Origin of the sequence: Streptomyces sp. NPDC005485 (genome assembly GCF_040606085.1) — a bacterium.
Classification (GTDB): Bacteria; Actinomycetota; Actinomycetes; order Streptomycetales; family Streptomycetaceae; genus Streptomyces.
Window position 1 is genome coordinate 1 of record NZ_JBEXDZ010000121.1, and the last position, 15,323, is coordinate 15,323.

General features: G+C 72.3%; 14 protein-coding genes. 9 read left to right on the forward strand and 5 right to left on the reverse strand.

Going from position 1 to position 15,323, the window contains the following annotated elements; translation table 11 throughout:
• Both ABZS97_RS31770 and rbsD read left to right on the forward strand, forming a co-directional pair.
• The coding region (locus tag ABZS97_RS31770) for a ribokinase (RefSeq protein WP_356143270.1) at positions 1-721 on the forward strand (721 nt) is incomplete at its 5' end.
• Positions 718-1,107, forward strand: coding sequence for a D-ribose pyranase (gene rbsD / locus ABZS97_RS31775; RefSeq protein ID WP_356143272.1), 390 nt, complete (start codon positions 718-720; stop codon positions 1,105-1,107). The genes ABZS97_RS31770 and rbsD, both read left to right, overlap by 4 nt.
• 214 nt (positions 1,108-1,321) lie before the next feature.
• Here the strand turns inward: rbsD and ABZS97_RS31780 are convergent, their stop codons facing one another.
• From ABZS97_RS31780 to ABZS97_RS31800, 5 genes are all read right to left on the reverse strand, one after another.
• A complete protein-coding gene (locus tag ABZS97_RS31780; RefSeq protein ID WP_356143274.1) occupies positions 1,322-2,563 on the reverse strand; it encodes an MFS transporter in 1,242 nt (413 codons plus the stop codon).
• 77 nt (positions 2,564-2,640) lie between these two features.
• On the reverse strand, positions 2,641-3,441 hold the full coding sequence (locus tag ABZS97_RS31785; RefSeq protein WP_356143276.1) for a sugar phosphate isomerase/epimerase family protein: 801 nt from the start codon (positions 3,439-3,441) through the stop codon (positions 2,641-2,643).
• Between the two features lie 11 nt (positions 3,442-3,452).
• Positions 3,453-4,391 (reverse strand): helix-turn-helix domain-containing GNAT family N-acetyltransferase, encoded by a 939-nt coding sequence (locus tag ABZS97_RS31790; RefSeq protein ID WP_356143278.1) that lies wholly within the window; start codon positions 4,389-4,391, stop codon positions 3,453-3,455.
• Positions 4,392-5,113: 722 nt separating this feature from the next.
• Positions 5,114-5,563, reverse strand: coding sequence for a nuclear transport factor 2 family protein (locus ABZS97_RS31795; RefSeq protein ID WP_356143280.1), 450 nt, complete (start codon positions 5,561-5,563; stop codon positions 5,114-5,116).
• 192 nt (positions 5,564-5,755) lie between these two features.
• Positions 5,756-6,805, reverse strand: coding sequence for a LacI family DNA-binding transcriptional regulator (locus tag ABZS97_RS31800; protein ID WP_356143282.1), 1,050 nt, complete (start codon positions 6,803-6,805; stop codon positions 5,756-5,758).
• 440 nt (positions 6,806-7,245) lie between these two features.
• Between ABZS97_RS31800 and ABZS97_RS31805 the strand changes: the two genes are divergently transcribed.
• The 7 genes from ABZS97_RS31805 to ABZS97_RS31835 all read left to right on the forward strand — a co-directional run bounded on the left by ABZS97_RS31805 (position 7,246) and on the right by ABZS97_RS31835 (position 15,295).
• On the forward strand, positions 7,246-8,397 hold the full coding sequence (locus ABZS97_RS31805) for a Gfo/Idh/MocA family oxidoreductase (protein ID WP_356143284.1): 1,152 nt from the start codon (positions 7,246-7,248) through the stop codon (positions 8,395-8,397).
• Positions 8,394-9,548, forward strand: a complete 1,155-nt coding sequence (locus ABZS97_RS31810) for a dihydrodipicolinate synthase family protein (RefSeq protein ID WP_356143286.1) — start codon at positions 8,394-8,396, stop codon at positions 9,546-9,548. The genes ABZS97_RS31805 and ABZS97_RS31810 overlap by 4 nt, the downstream gene beginning before the upstream one ends.
• On the forward strand, positions 9,545-10,378 hold the full coding sequence (locus ABZS97_RS31815; protein WP_356143288.1) for a sugar phosphate isomerase/epimerase family protein: 834 nt from the start codon (positions 9,545-9,547) through the stop codon (positions 10,376-10,378). Before ABZS97_RS31810 ends, ABZS97_RS31815 begins: the two co-directional genes overlap by 4 nt.
• Positions 10,379-10,460: 82 nt before the next feature.
• Positions 10,461-11,039, forward strand: coding sequence for a TIR domain-containing protein (locus ABZS97_RS31820; RefSeq protein ID WP_356143290.1), 579 nt, complete (start codon positions 10,461-10,463; stop codon positions 11,037-11,039).
• Entirely contained in the window at positions 11,039-11,965 is a 927-nt protein-coding gene (locus ABZS97_RS31825; protein WP_356143292.1) for a hypothetical protein, read from the forward strand. The genes ABZS97_RS31820 and ABZS97_RS31825 overlap by 1 nt, the downstream gene beginning before the upstream one ends.
• A 97-nt stretch (positions 11,966-12,062) precedes the next feature.
• Entirely contained in the window at positions 12,063-13,484 is a 1,422-nt protein-coding gene (locus ABZS97_RS31830; RefSeq protein WP_356143294.1) for a TIR domain-containing protein, read from the forward strand.
• On the forward strand, positions 13,475-15,295 hold the full coding sequence (locus tag ABZS97_RS31835) for an SPFH domain-containing protein (RefSeq protein WP_356143296.1): 1,821 nt from the start codon (positions 13,475-13,477) through the stop codon (positions 15,293-15,295). Before ABZS97_RS31830 ends, ABZS97_RS31835 begins: the two co-directional genes overlap by 10 nt.
• The last annotated feature ends 28 nt before the right edge of the window (positions 15,296-15,323 follow it).

Genomic DNA, 15,323 nt, shown 5'->3' on the forward strand with positions numbered 1-15,323 from the left:
GGCGCGCGTCGGCGACGACGCGCACGGGCGGCTGCTGCTCGACTCGCAGCGCGCGGCGGGCGTCGACACCGTGGGCGTACTGGTCGGCGGGGCGCCCACCGGGGTCGCACTGATCACGGTGGACCCGTCCGGGGACAACAGCATCGTGGTCTCGCCGGGCGCGAACGGGAAGCTCACGCCCGGGGACGTACGGGCCGCGGCGAGCCTCTTCCATGCCTCCCGGGTGGTCTCGGCGCAGCTGGAGATCCCGTTGGAGACGGTCGTGGAGGTCGTACGGAGTCTCGCGCCGGGCTCGCGCTTCGTCCTGAACCCCTCGCCCCCGCGGCCGCTGCCCGACGAGGTGCTGGCCGCCTGCGATCCGCTGATCGTCAACGAGCACGAGGCACGGGTCATCGCCGGCGGCTCCCTCGACGGCTCCCCCGAGGACTGGGCGCGGGCCCTGCTCGCCCTCGGGCCGCGCTCGGTGGTCATCACGCTGGGTGCCGAGGGCGCGCTGGTGGCTTCCGCCGGGAACACCACCCGCATTCCGGCGGTACGGGTCGAGGCCGTGGACACGACCGGCGCGGGTGACGCGTTCACCGCGGCGCTGGCCTGGCGGCTGGGCCTCGGCGAACCGGCACCGGAGGCCGCCGCGTACGCGGCCCGGGTGGGGGCCGCCGCGGTCACCAGGCAGGGCGCGCAGAAGTCCTTCCCGACCGCCGAGGAGGTGGCAGCCCCGTGAAGAAGTCCGGAATCCTGAACCGTCATCTCTCGGGAGCGCTGGCCGAGCTGGGCCACGGGGACGGGGTGCTCGTCTGCGACGTGGGCATGCCGATACCGGACGGGCCCCGGGTCGTCGACCTGGCGTTCCGGGCCGGGGTGCCGTCGTTCGCCGAGGTCGTCGACGGGCTGCTGGCGGAGCTGGTGGTGGAGGGTGCGACGGCCGCACACGAGGTCCGGGACGCCAATCCCGCGGCGACGGCCCTGCTGGACGCGCGCTTCCCCGCCCTGGAGCTGGTCCCGCACGAGGAGCTGAAGTCCTTGTCGGCGGGCGCGCGTCTGGTCGTACGGACCGGGGAGGCGCGCCCGTACGCGAACGTACTGCTGCGCTGCGGAGTGTTCTTCTGAGTGGCTGAGCCGGTGTCCGCGGTGTCCGCGCATCGGCGGCGAAGTCGTCCCGGGAGGTCCTGAACGCTTCCCGGGAACGTTCGAGGGGGCCCGGTCCGTCGACCGGGCCCCCTCGGGTTTCCCCTCCGTATCAGAACCCCCGCGATCCCCCCAGATCCCCCTCCAGAAGTCCTGATGCCAAGTACGACCCGCGGTGTGCGGAAAGGGTTGTACGTCATTCCGAGAATTTTTTTCGGCCTTCCGCCGCCCACAGTTCGGGGGTCGTCGCGCCGACGGAGGCGACCGCCAGGACGCAGAGCAGGCCGCCGCTGACCAGGGCGGTCGTGCCGGAGGTCCAGCCGGCGACGAGGCCACCGCGGACGTTGCCGAGACTCGGTCCGGCCTGTCCGACGATCTGCTCGGCGGCGGTCACCCGCCCCAGGAGCGCATCCGGGGTCCGGGTCTGCACGATGGTGGAGCGGGAGATGACGGAGGTGGTGTCGGCGGCGCCGGCGAGGACCAGGAGGGCGAGGCCCGCCCAAGGACTCGTGGTCAGTCCGACGAGGACGAGCGCGCCGCCCCAGGCCCCGGCACCGCACAGCATCACCAGACCGGGGCGCCCGAACCGGGTGACGGAGCCGGACAGGGCGGAGGCGGTGATCCCCCCGACGGCGAGGGCCGACAGGAACAGACCGAGGGTGCGCGGGTTGTTCCCGAACCGCTCGGCGTTGACCAGCGGGAACAGGCTCGCGGGGAACGACAGCACGGTCGCCGCGAGGTCGGTGATCAGTGCCCCGCGCACGACCCGGTGTCCGGCCAGGAAGCGAAGCCCGTCGAGCACCCCGTGGAGTCCGGCCCGCGACGGCTCGCCCTCGGGCGGCAGCGCGGGCAGTCCGTAGGCGCCGTAGAAGGCGAGGGCGAAGCTGAGGCTGTCGATCAGGTAGCAGGCGCCGATGCCCAGCCGGCCGAGCAGCAGGCCGCCGAGGGCGGGGCCGACCAGCATCATCGCCTGGGCGGTGATCTGGTTGAGGGCGAGCCCGGCCGCGACCTGCTCCTTCGGCAGCAGCCGTGGCACGAAGACACCCGCGGCCGGGCCGCCGACCGCTGCGAAGAAGGACTGCGCGGCGACGAGCGCGAGCACTCCGACCACCGGCACATGGCCCGTGAAGCCCTGCACGGCGAGCAGAGCCGAGCAGGCGGCCTGTCCGACGGTGGCGGCGAGGTAGATCCGCCGCCGGTCGCCGCGGTCGACCCAGGCACCGGCGAACAGCCCGAACCCGACCAGCGGAAGCGCCTGCGCGAGCCCGACCGCGCCGGTCCAGGCGGCGCTGTGGCCCATGTCCCACACCTGGTACATGACGGTGACCATGGTCATGAAGCTGCCGAGCACGGACACGGTCCGGCCGATCAGCAGCCGCCGGAACACCGGGTACGTCCGCAGCGGCCGGACGTCGATCAACATGCGGGTCGGACTCATGAGGGGACGCCGGGGCACGGCTCGGGCTGCTTCACGGCGCGGAGGTTAACCCGAAGCCCCTGGTGGGGGCGAACGGATTACGCGGAGTCGTTCAGCAGCCGCGCGAGGTGCTCGCGCCCGGCCCCCAGCAGCTCCGGCAGCGGCGCCGCCGCCTCGTACCACCGCTTCTCGTACTCCCAGCACAGCCAGCCGTCCCAGCCCTCCCGGGAGAGCAGCTCGACGCACTCTGCGAGCGGGAGGACGCCCGCGCCCAGCGGCAGCGGGGTGGTGTCCTCGGCGGAGGCGATGTCCTTGACCTGGACGTATCCGAGGAACGGCGAGAGGGCCGCGTACGTCGACAACGGCTGCTCGCCGCCGAGCCAGGTGTGCATGACGTCCCAGAGCGAGCCGACCTGGCGGTGGCCCACCAGGCCCAGGACGCGGATGGCGTCGGCGCCGGTGCGGTGCGAGTCGTGGGTTTCCAGCAGGATGCGTACGCCGAGGGCGGCGGCGTACTCCGCGGCCTCGCCGAGGCGCCTGGCCGCCGTCGCGTCCGCCTCCCCGGGGCTCTGCTCGGTGCCGCCGCCGGGGAAGACGCGTACGTAGGGGGCGCCCAGGTCGCGGGCGAGGTCGAGCAGTTCGCGGATCTCCGTGAGGACGGGGGTGTCGTCGCCGGGCTCCGCGACCCGCGCGTATCCCGCGAGGCCGAGGACTTCGATGCCGGCCGCCTTGAACTCGGCGGCGACGTCGGCCCGTTCGGTCAGTCCGATGCCCGGGTGCACGGGCTCTTCGGGGTGTGCGCGCAGTTCGACACCGTGATAGCCGTGCGTGGCCGCGAGCCGGACCACGTCCGTAATCGGGAGACCGGGTACGCCGAGGGTGGAGAACGCCAGCTTCATGCTGCCGGACCCTACCCGTCGCTCGCGTTCCCATGCAGGTCCAGACGCCAGTCCTGGCCGAGGAGATCCCTGCCGAAGGAGCGGTGGGGTTTCTCGGCGACGAGGACGAAGCCGTGGCGCTGGTAGATGCGGCGGGCTGCGGCGAGGACGTCGTTGGTCCAGAGCACGAGTTCCCGGTAGCCGACGCCGCGCGCGAACTCGATGACCGCGTCCACCAGCCGGTCGCCGACGCCGAGGCCCCGTGCGTCCGGTTCGACGAGCAGCAGCCGCAGCCGGGCGGCGCCCGGCGCCTCGTCCCGTACGCACATCACGCACCCCACCGGACGCCCGTCGAGCTCGGCGATCCACACCCGCTCCAGGTGCGGGTCGTGGTCCTCGGCGAAGTCGGCGACGATCCTCGCCACCAGGCCTTCGTAGTCGGTGTTCCAGCCGTGCTCGGCGGTGTACAGCGCTGCGTTGCGCTGCACGATCCAGCCCAGTTCGCCGGGGCCCGGGCCGCGCAGGACGACGTCCTCGCGGCGGGGCGGACGGCCCTCGGAGAGGATCTCGCGCACCGTGTGCATCGCCTCGGCGAGACGCGGGCGGTCGGCGGCCGGCACGGTCGACAGCAGCGACCCGACGGCTTCGCTCGCGCGCTCGGCGAGCAGGTCGGCGGTCTCGCGCCCGCGCGCGGTGAGCGCGATGTGGCGCCGGCGCGGGTCGCGCATCGAGGGCCCGCGCTCGATCAGCCCGTCCTGCTCGAACTTGTTCAGGATCCGGCTCAGGTACCCGGCGTCCAACGACAGTTCGCCCCGCAGATCGGCGGCGTCCGTACGCGGCGAGTGCGCGAGTTCGTACAGCACGCGGGACTCGGTGAGGGTGTACGGCGCATAGAGCTGACGGCTGTAGTCGAGGGCGCCGATGACGTTCGTGTAGAAGCGGTTGAAGGTACGGATGTCCTGAACGGTCATGCTCGACCCCGGTGGTTGGCGTGGGCGGATGGGCCCGGGATGGTTGACTCAGTCAGAGGTATCGCTGAGTCGAGCGTAGAACCCGACGCGCCGCCCGTCCATGGCCGTGCACGGCGCTGCTGACTGCGCAGCGGAGCCCCGACGACGGTCTTCCCGATCCGCTCGGCCGGCCAGGGAGGCCTGCCGGTGCATGTACTCCATGGAGCTGAGGCTCCGCACGTGTACGAGAACGGTGTGGTCGTCGGCCGTACGTCCAGCTCGCGCGTCCGGGTGTTGAAGAGCACGGAGACTCCGGCGTGTGTGGTCTCCGCGTCCAGGTCCAGCTCCGCTCCGGGACGTCCGGCCACACCAGCCAGTCCCACCAGATCTCAGCCACGTGTCCCGCCGCGAGGGCGACGAAGGTGTCCTCGATGCTGCCAACCGGCGCGCCCCACCGTTCCGCCCACAGCGGCAGATACGGGGCCAGGAAGGCGGGGCCGGTGGAGAGGTCGGCGCCTTCGACTCCGCCGTGCAGCCCGGTCGGGTCGACGGGCTCTCCGTCCACCCGCTCCATCCGAACGCCGGTCCTGAAGGACATGCCGGGCAACGCGTCCCGCACGCCCACCACGTGTGTCGTGCCACACGGAACGCCTCGCCGGGATCGGCGGACGGAGGACGGGAAACGCCAGGTCATCGGACATCCGGGCACCATGCCGCACCCCACCGGCGCCCAGCGATGTCCTTTACACACCCAGCGGCGGGCTCCCCTTCGTCCAGACCGGCCGGACGGCGACCCGGCTGAAGCGCCAGCCGTCCGGGGTGCGGACCACGTCGGCCTCGTAGAAGCCGCCGACCGTGAACAACGGGTCGGTGTCCGCGCCGAGCGCCTCGCGGGTGGTGTCGTGGTGGACATGGGTCATCAGCGCGTTCCAGGAGACGGTGGCCCGCCCCGCCCCGGCATCCACGTCGGGGAGGATGCCGGACGCGATGTGCTGCGTACGGTCGTAACGCCCGAGCGCCACCTCCGCCGCGGCACCCCCGGCATCAGCACCGTCGGTGGTCCCGAGCGGCGTCTCCATCCGTACGCCATCGGTGACGAAGTCCCGCATCCAGCCGACGCCGAACGTCCGCTCGTCCAGGGCCCGGAAGAGCCGATGCACGAGCGCGCTGATCTCTGCTGTCTCTGTGTCCATGATCAGACACTCGCCCCTCAAGCCCACTTGAGGTCAAGGAGGACAGGCCGTCCGGCGCGCGAGGCCTTTTGTCCCGTCCGGAACGGGGAGGCGTTTCAACCCGTCCGGCGTTTGAGGACGAGGCCGTTCAGGCCGAAGCGGGGGTCTGGGGGCGGCAGCCCCCAGCAGGGGCCGGCACCACCCCCGGGTGCCTCACCCCCGCGGCCGTCCGGAGGACCCCCGCACCATCAGTTCCCCCCGCACCGTGGCGATCCCCCCCGGCGGCGGCTCCTCCCGCCCCATGGCGATGCGCCCGGCCCGGGCCCCCGCCTCCGACAGCGGCAGCCTGACCGTCGTCAGCGCAGGCACCGCGTCGATGCTGAAGGGCAGGTCGTCGAAGCCGGCGACGGACACGTCGTCCGGGGTGCGCAGGCCGGACTCACGCAGCGCCGCGCACGCGCCGACCGCGACGGAGTCGTTGGCGGCGACGATGGCCGTGAGCGACGGGTCGCGGCGCAGGAGTTCGAGGGTCGCCTCGTAGCCGGACCGGCGGTCGTAGCGGCCGTGGACCGTGCGCTGCGGGTCGTCCTTGATGCCGTGCGCGGCGAGCGCGTCCCGGTGGCCTTCGAGCCGGTGCCGGGTCGTGGTGCGCTCCTCGGGTCCGGCGATGTAGCCGAGCTGCCGGTGTCCGAGCCCGATGAGGTGCTCGGTGAGTTCGCGGCCGCCGCCGCGGTTGTCGAAGGTGAGGGCGATCGCCTCCGGGGTGTCGGGCACCGGCGGCCGGCCGCAGAGGACGACCCGGGTCCCGGCCGCCGCGAGCTTGCTCAGCTTCGCGGAGACCGCCGCCACGTGCGCCGCGTTCTCGATGGCGCCGCCGGTGAGGACGACCGCGGCGGCGCGTTGGCGCTGAAGGAGCGTGAGATAGGTGAGCTCGCGCTCCGGGGAGCCGCCGGTGTTGCACACGACGCCGAGCCGCTCACCGCCCGCGCGCCCCCCGGGGCCGCCGATCTCGCTCTGGATGGCGCTCGCCATGATCCCGAAGAAGGGGTCGGCGATGTCGTTGACGAGGATTCCGACGAGGTCGGAGGTCGCCGCGGCCAGGGAGCTGGCGGGTCCGTTGAGCACGTAGTCCAGCTCGTCCACGGCGCGCAGCACCCGCTCGCGCGTGGACGCCGCGACGGGATAGTTCCCGTTCAGCACCCGGGACACGGTCGCGGGCGAGACCTGCGCGCGGGCCGCCACGTCCGCCAGGGTCACCGTCATCTATTTCGTCCTCCGGTCACGTACATCCGCTCACGTACATCAGTCGCTGCATCCGGTCGTGTCGCATCCACCAGCCGTGCGCAACAGCTCCGCACCTCGGCCCCACGCCTCAGTCGCATGTCTCAGTCGCGTACATCCGATCGCGCGCGAGCCCCCGCGTCCAGTGGTTCGGGTGATCGAACATGCCCGCCTCACCTGGCCCCCTCCCGGACGCCGTGTCCGAGTCGTCGGATATTTCCCCTCATCCGGGGCACCTTCTCCCCTGCGAAGGCCCCACCCTGTCCGGATCGTCGAACATTTCGACCATCTCGTCACCCACGCGGTCTTGCCTGAGCCACTGCACAGAGGCTAGCTTCTCACCGTGTAGAAAGCGCTTGCTGTGACGCTCACCTGTTCCCCTTGGGGCGTACGCGGCGGCTGACGCGTACGAAGGGAATGACGTGACACGCAAGACGGTGCGTATCGCCATGAACGGGGTGACCGGGCGCATGGGCTACCGCCAGCACCTGGTCCGCTCGATCCTCGCTCTTCGCGAGCAGGGCGGTCTCGACCTCGGCGACGGCACCGTGCTGTGGCCGGAGCCGGTCCTCGTCGGCCGCCGCGAGCACGCCCTGAAGGCGCTGGCCGAGCGGCACGGCCTCGAGCACTGGTCGACGGACCTCGACGCGGTCCTCGCCGACCCGTCCATCGACATCTACTTCGACGCGCAGGTCACCTCCGCCCGCGAGGAGTCGATCAAGGCGGCGATCGCCGCGGGCAAGCACATCTACACCGAGAAGCCGACGGCCACCGGGCTCGACGGCGCCCTGGAGCTGGCCCGGCTCGCCCATGACAAGGGCATCAAGCACGGCGTCGTCCAGGACAAGCTGTTCCTGCCGGGCCTGCTCAAGCTGAAGCGCCTGATCGACGGCGGCTTCTTCGGCCGGATCCTCTCCATCCGCGGCGAGTTCGGCTACTGGGTCTTCGAGGGCGACTGGCAGGAGGCCCAGCGCCCCTCCTGGAACTACCGCACGGAGGACGGCGGAGGCATCGTCGTCGACATGTTCCCGCACTGGGAGTACGTGCTCCACGAGCTCTTCGGCCGGGTGAAGTCGGTCCAGGCGCTGACCGCGACGCACATCCCGCAGCGCTGGGACGAGCAGGACAAGCCGTACGACGCCACGGCCGACGACTCCGCCTACGGCATCTTCGAGCTCGACGGCGGCGCGATCGCCCAGATCAACTCCTCCTGGACGGTCCGCGTCAACCGCGACGAGCTCGTCGAGTTCCAGGTCGACGGCACGGAGGGCTCCGCGGTGGCGGGCCTGCGCAACTGCCGTGTGCAGCACCGCAGTTCGACGCCGAAGCCGGTCTGGAACCCGGACATCCCGGCGACGTACTCCTTCCGCGACCAGTGGCAGGAGGTCCCGGACAACGCCGAGTTCGACAACGGGTTCAAGGCGCAGTGGGAGCTCTTCCTCAGGCACGTGTACGCCGACGCGCCCTACCACTGGGACCTGCTGGCCGGCGCCCGCGGAGTCCAGCTCGCCGAGCTGGGCCTGAAGTCCTCCGCCGAGGGCCGCCGCCTCGATGTGCCGGAGGTCTCCCTGTGACCATTCGACTCCCCGGCGCAGAGGGGCGGTTGAGGGCGTACGAGCCCCGCTCCGAGCCTCTCGCCGTCACCACCGGCGCCCCCTTCACCTCCCGTACGGTCTTCTCGGCGGCGCATGTCGTCGCCGACCCGTACGCCGACGTCACCCCCGACGGCCCCGCCGCCGTCGACTGGGACGCGACCCTCGCCTTCCGCCGCCACCTGTGGTCGCACGGGCTCGGTGTCGCCGAGGCCATGGACACCGCGCAGCGCGGGATGGGCCTGGACTGGGCGGGCGCGGCGGAGCTGATCCGTCGCTCGGCCGCCGAGGCGAAGGCGGTCGGCGGACGCGTCGCGTGCGGCGTGGGCACCGACCAGCTGACGGCCCCGGCCGGCCTGGCGGAGGTCCGGGCGGCGTACGAGGAGCAGCTCGCGCTCGTGGAGGGGACGGGCGCGCAGGCGATCCTCATGGCGTCGCGGGCGCTCGCGGCGGCGGCCAAGGGCCCCGAGGACTACCTCGACGTCTACGGCCACCTCCTGCGCCAGGCCTCCGACCCGGTCGTCCTGCACTGGCTCGGCCCGATGTTCGACCCGGCGCTGGAGGGCTACTGGGGCTCGTCCGACCTGGACGCGGCGACGGACACCTTCCTGGAGGTGATCGCCGCCCACCCGGACAAGGTCGACGGCATCAAGGTCTCCCTGCTGGACGCGCAGCGCGAGGTCGACCTGCGCCGCCGCCTGCCGGACGGCGTGCGCTGCTACACGGGCGACGACTTCAACTACCCCGAGCTGATCGCGGGCGACGAGCAGGGCTTCAGCCACGCGCTGCTCGGCATCTTCGACCCACTCGGCCCGCTGGCGGCCGAGGCGGTCCGCGTCCTGGACACGGGAGACGTGAAGGGGTTCCGCGAACTCCTCGACCCCACCGTCGAGTTGTCCCGCCACCTCTTCCAGAAGCCCACCCGCTTCTACAAGACGGGCGTGGTCTTCCTCGCCTGGCTGGCGGGCCACCAGGAGCACTTCACCATGGTGGGCGGCCTGCAGTCGGCACGCTCGCTCCCGCACTTCGCGCGGGCCTACGAACTCGCCGACCAGCTGGGCCTGTTCCCGAGCCCGGAGCTGGCGGAGGCCCGCATGAAGAACCTGCTCGCCCTGTACGGAGTGGCCCAGTGAGTACGGCACTTGAGCGTTTCAGCATCAACCAGATGACCGTGAAGCAGCTGTCGATGCCCGAACTGGTCGACGCCTGCCTGGAGTTGGGTGTTCCGGGCGTCGGCCTGTGGCGCGAGCCCGTCCAGTCGTACGGCGTCGAGGCCACCGCGAAGCTGATCGGCGACGCGGGCCTGAGCGTCACCACCCTGTGCCGCGGCGGCTTCTTCACCGCGATCGACCCCGCCGAGCGCGCCCGCGCCCTGGACGACAACCGGGCGGCGATCGACGAGGCCGCGACGCTCGGCACGGACACCCTCGTCCTGGTCTCCGGCGGCCTGCCCGCCGGGTCGAAGGACCTGCACGGCGCGCGCGAGCGGATCGCCGACGCGCTGGGCGAGTTGGGCCCGTACGCGGCGCAGAGGGGCGTACGCCTGGCCATCGAACCGCTGCACCCGATGTACGCCGCCGACCGCTGCGTCGTGTCGACTCTCGCCCAGGCCCTGGACCTCGCGGAACGCTTCCCCGCGGACCAGGTGGGCGTCGCCGTCGACACGTACCACATCTGGTGGGACGACACGGCTCCCGCTCAGATCGCCCGCGCGGGCGCCGGCGGTCGCATCCACACCTTCCAACTCGCCGACTGGACCACCCCGTTGCCCGAGGGCGTCCTCAACGGACGCGGCCAGATCGGCGACGGCTCGATCGACATGCGCGAGTGGAAGGCGTATGTGGAGGCGGCCGGGTACGACGGGCCGATCGAGGTGGAACTCTTCAACGACGCGCTGTGGGCCCGGGACGGCCGCGAGGTCCTCGCGGAGACGGCGGCCCGGTTCGTGGAGCACACGGCCTGAAGACACGGCACCTGCTGAGCGGCGGATGACGTAACACGGGAACAGCCCCTGTCCCCTGGCCGGTCGCCCTAGACTTCCGGTCATGGAGGGGGCCAACCTGGCGATCGCACTCGTCGGCTTGATTGCCACGGTGGCGGGCACGTACTTCGGCTGGATCGGGGTGCGGGGGCAGATACGTCGGCGCCGCGGCGCCGGCCGCGATCCCGCGCCCTCGCCCGCTCCCCCGCCGCCGGATCCGGGGGTCCCCTACGACGTCTTCGTGTCCTACGCCGACGCCGAGGCCCGTGCGGCGGAGCTGCTGGCCGGTGACCTCGGGCGGGCGGGCGCGTCGGTGTTCCTGGTGCGGTGGGTCGCGCCCGGGCTGCTCCCGCGGCTGGAGGCCGAGAACGCGCTGGCGAGCACGGCGCTGGGTGTGCTGCTGTTCGGCGTCGCGACCATGGACGACCGGGGGATCAAGGACGAGTACGCCGCGTTGCTCCAGCGCGCGCACGAGGGCGGGCTGCGGTTCGTACCGGCACGAACCGCGGACGTCGAGCTCCCGCTGTTCGCCGCGATCCGGCAACCGGTGGATCTGCGAGAGCCCGGCAGCCCGCGCTACGACGCCGAAGTCGCCCGCCTGGTGGAGATCGTGGACCGGCAGCGGCGACGGACGGGCGCCTGATGGTGGTCGCCCGGCCGTGGCGGCTGCCGCGGAGCACGGAGGTGCGCGAGGTGCACCGGGGCCGCTGCGGGCGCACCGTGCTGGCGCGGCTCGACGGCGAGGCGGATGCGCCCGGCGATCTCGTGGCGGTGCGCTACGTACCGGCGGCCCTGCTGATCCACCGGCCCCGGGCGGACGCCTTCCATGCGGACCTCCGACGGCTGACCGGACTCGCAGCGCCCGAAGCGGTCGCGTTCCGCCACTATGTGCACGCACCCCGCTTCGCTTCCGCGTACGGCCGGTGGGCCGGGGCGGTCGGCGGCGCCCTGGTGAGCGACGCGGTCGAGGGCAGCACCCTGGCGCTGGTGCTGGAGCAGCACGGCACCCTGCCCGCGCCCGCCGCGCTGACGGTCTTCCGGCGGACGCTGCGGGCGCTGGCCGCCGCGCACGACCGGGGGCTGGTGCACGGCGACGTACGGCCCGGCAAGGTGCTGGTGCACAGCGACGGGACCACGACGCTGACCGGGCTGGGGCTGGCCGCACTGACCACCGGCGCCGCCCCCGGACTGCGCGCGCCGGAACTCTGGCGCGGCGCTGTGACCGCGACGCCCGAGGCGGACGTGTACGCGGCCTGCTGCGTCCTGCACGTCTGCCTGACCGGCGAACTCCCCTTCACCGCGCCGCAGTTGTTCACCCTGATGGCCAGGCACAGCACGGCGCCCGTGCCGTCGACCGCGCTCCCCGAGCCGCTGCACGCGCTGTTCGCCGCCGGACTGGCCAAGGAACCGGCCCTGCGGCCACCCCCCGACGTGCTGCTGACAGCGCTGCGGCGGGCGGCGGGGAAGACACTCGGTCGGCACTGGGAGGAACGCGGCCGCGCGACCCTGGAAACACTCGCCGCACCCCTGGTGAAGGCCCTTCTCCCCGCGCCCGGGTCGGCTCGCTGAGGGCCCTCCACACGAAGGTGTGCTGTTTGTGTGATGGACGGGCGGAAGCGGACCTTCCGCCCTTACCTTGGTCGCTCCCCGGAGGAGGTCCCAGCCGTTGAACGACGTCTTCGTCTCCTACGCGGCCGCCGACGCCGCCTGGGCCAGGACACTGGCCGAACACCTCGCAGGACACCGGCTGTCGGTGCACTTCGACCAGTGGAGCATCGAGCCGGGGCAGGTGGTGGTCCACGAGCAGGAGAGGGCCCTGCTCAGCTCCAGGAACGGGATCGCCGTGATCAGTCCGGCGTCCCTGCGCTCCGCGCCCGCGATGGACGAGTACGCGGCGCTGGCCACCGCGTCGGCCGCGAACGGTCTGCGCTTCGTGCCGGTACTGCTCGGGCACGTGCCCGCACCGCCCTTCGCCGCCCACCGCGTCTGGCGGGACTTCAGCGACGCGAGGGGCCGGGCGTTCGCCGACAAGGTCGCCGAGCTCGCCGCCGTCATCGCGGGGCGGCCGCCCCCTGCCGGCGGCGCGCCCGATCCTGACAACACCCGGGCCGCGCACCCCGCTCCGCCCCGGCCGCTCACCCCACCGCGGAGACCCGCCTTCGTCGTCTGCTCCGCACCCGCGGACGCCGCGTTCGGCGGGCGGCTCGCCGAGCAGTTGCGCACGGCGGGGCTGCCGGTCTGGTCGACGGACGATCTGCGGCCCGGGGACGCCCAGTTCTGGACGATCAGGCAGCAGCTGCGCCACGCCGTCGCCGTGGTCGTGGTGATGACCCCGCAGTCGCAGGACTCCGACGACGTCACCCGCATGATCCTGGAGGGCCAGGTGCACGGCCGGACCTTCGTCCCCGTCCTCCTCGACGGCGACGTCAACTACCACCTGGCCGCCACCTGGCACGTCGACGCCCGCGACGGCGCCCTGCTCGACGCCGCGGAACTGGACCTGCTGCGCGCCCTGCACCGGGACGTGACACAGTGCCGCCCGCCCCGCCTGCCCGACCCCGGCGTCGGCTCCACCGCCCCCGTGGTGCGCATGACGCCCCCGGCCGCGCTGGAGCGGCTGCGCGCCCACCTCGCCGAGGACGAGTACGAACACGCCGACCTGCTGACCACCCGGATCGTCCTGGAGACGGCCGGCCGGCTCACCGAGGGCTGGCTCGGCGAACGGCACGCGCGCACACTACCGTTGGACGTGCTGGCCGGCATCGACGCGCTGTGGACCGCCCGCTCCGAGGGCCGCCAGGGTTTCGGCCGCCAGCGCGCACTGGCCCCCGCGGACCGCGGCCGACGCGGCCCGCGCTTCGCCGAACTGGGCGCCGCGCTGGGCTGGCGCGACTCGGCCGATTCCCCCGTGCCCCGCCTCTACCGCGACTTCGTACAGCGCGCCGGGCCCGGCCGGCGCTCCGGGTTCTTCCCCACGCTGCGCGACCCGGGCCGCGAGAACGACCCCGACTGGTACGACCGTTGGAGTTCGACCGTGCCGGCGGTGCACGCACGGCTACGAGAGTGGAGAAGCGACCCATGCTGCTGACCCTGTTCGTGTTGTTCGTCCTGCTCGGGGCCGCCACGTGGGCGGGCTGGTCGGGCCGCGTAGTGGTGCCCGCCGACCATGTCGGCATCGTCACCCGGCGGTTCGGCCCCACGCACCCCGACTCCGCCTTCAAGGAGGTCAACCCGGACAACGCCCGCGGGGTCCACGCCCGCACGCTGCTCCCCGGCGGCTTCCACTGGCTCACCCCGTTGCTGCACTCGGTGGAGTACGTGCCCAGGGTGCGCGTGCCCGCGGGAATGGTCGGCCTGGTCTCGGCGAAGGAGGGCCACACCCGGACCGAGGGCCGGACGCTGGGCCGTCATGTCGACTGCGACAACTTCCAGAACGGCCGGGACTTCCTGCTCGGCGGCGGTGAGCAGGGCGTACAGGTGACGACCCTCAGCGGCGGGCAGTCGTACTACGTCAACACCCGGCTGTTCGACGTCGCGATGGTGCCGCGTGTCTACGTCCCGCCGGGCACGGTCGGCCTCGTCCAGGCGAAGGCGGGTGCCGTGCGCCCGCCCGACCGGCGGTTCGGCCGGCATGTCGAGTGCAACAGCTTCCAGAACGGCGAGGCGTTCCTGCTCGGCGGCGGCGAACAGGGCCGTCAGCTAGCCATCCTCGGCGGCGGGGCGTACTACGACATCAACCCCGAGCTGTTCGACGTGATCACGGTCGACAACGTGGCGGCCTCCCGCGACGGGCTGACCGAGGCCCACCTCCAGGAGGTCTCCATCGAGGAGGGGTGCACCGGGGTCGTCATCACGCTGGACGGGGCGGAGCCGCAGCAGGGTGCCACGGGCACGGTGGCACCGCGGGTGAAGGGGCACAGCAGCTTCCGCCGGCCGTGGGAGTTCCTCAGGAACGGCGGGCAACGGGGCGTCCAGGAGGAAACCCTGGGCGAGGGCACCAGCTATCCGCTCAACCCCTGGTTCGTCCGGGTGATCCGGATCCCCACCCGGGTGCTCATCCTCAAGTGGCACAACAAGCAGGATTCCGAGGCCGACAACTACGACGCGGACCTCGGGCAGATCACCGTCAGCGTCCAGGGCTTCGACCTGGACGTCGACCTCTCGCAGAACCTGCAGATTCCGCCCGCTGTGGCTCCGCGTCTGGTCAGCCAGTTCGGCGGCGTCCGCACCTCGGGCCTGGGCGGCCTCGTCGACGACCCGGCCCCGATGAAGCGGTTCGTCAGAGACGTCCTCGGGGTCACGGTCGCGGGCTACTTCGCCGAGATCGCCGTGACGGCCTCGGTACTGGAGTTCCTCGGCAGGTACCAGGACATCCGCAAGGACCTCACCGACAAGGTCAAGCACGCGCTGGAGGAGACCGGCGTACAGGTCCTGCGGACCAGTCTCGGCAGGTTCATCCCGAGGAACCCCGCCCTGCTCACCGCGTTCCAGGAGCAGTTCAAGGACGAGATGCGCGACGGCAGGCTCGAAGCGGGCGTACGGCACGCCGAACTGAGCGACAAGATCGACGCGTTGGAGGTACGGGCGGAGATCCGACGCTTCGGCCTGGAGCTCAAGACCGAGGTGAAACTCCTGGGTCCGGAGAACGTCACGATGATCCGCATCGTCGGCGAGTTCGCCAAGTTCGACGTCCCCGAGTACATCAGCGGCGGCGGCGACATCTCGGCCTACCTCCAGACGCTCCCGCTCCCCGCCATGCAGGACCTTCTCGCCCGGGTCCACGACATGCGCCGCGCCCAGCAACTCGGCGTGGGACCGGACCGGCAGCAACTGACGAAGAGCGAGGAACACCAGGTCGAGCAGGACACCTCGACCACCGCGGGCGACACCGAGGGCTGAGGCCGGGCGAGCGGAGGCACACCCGGCC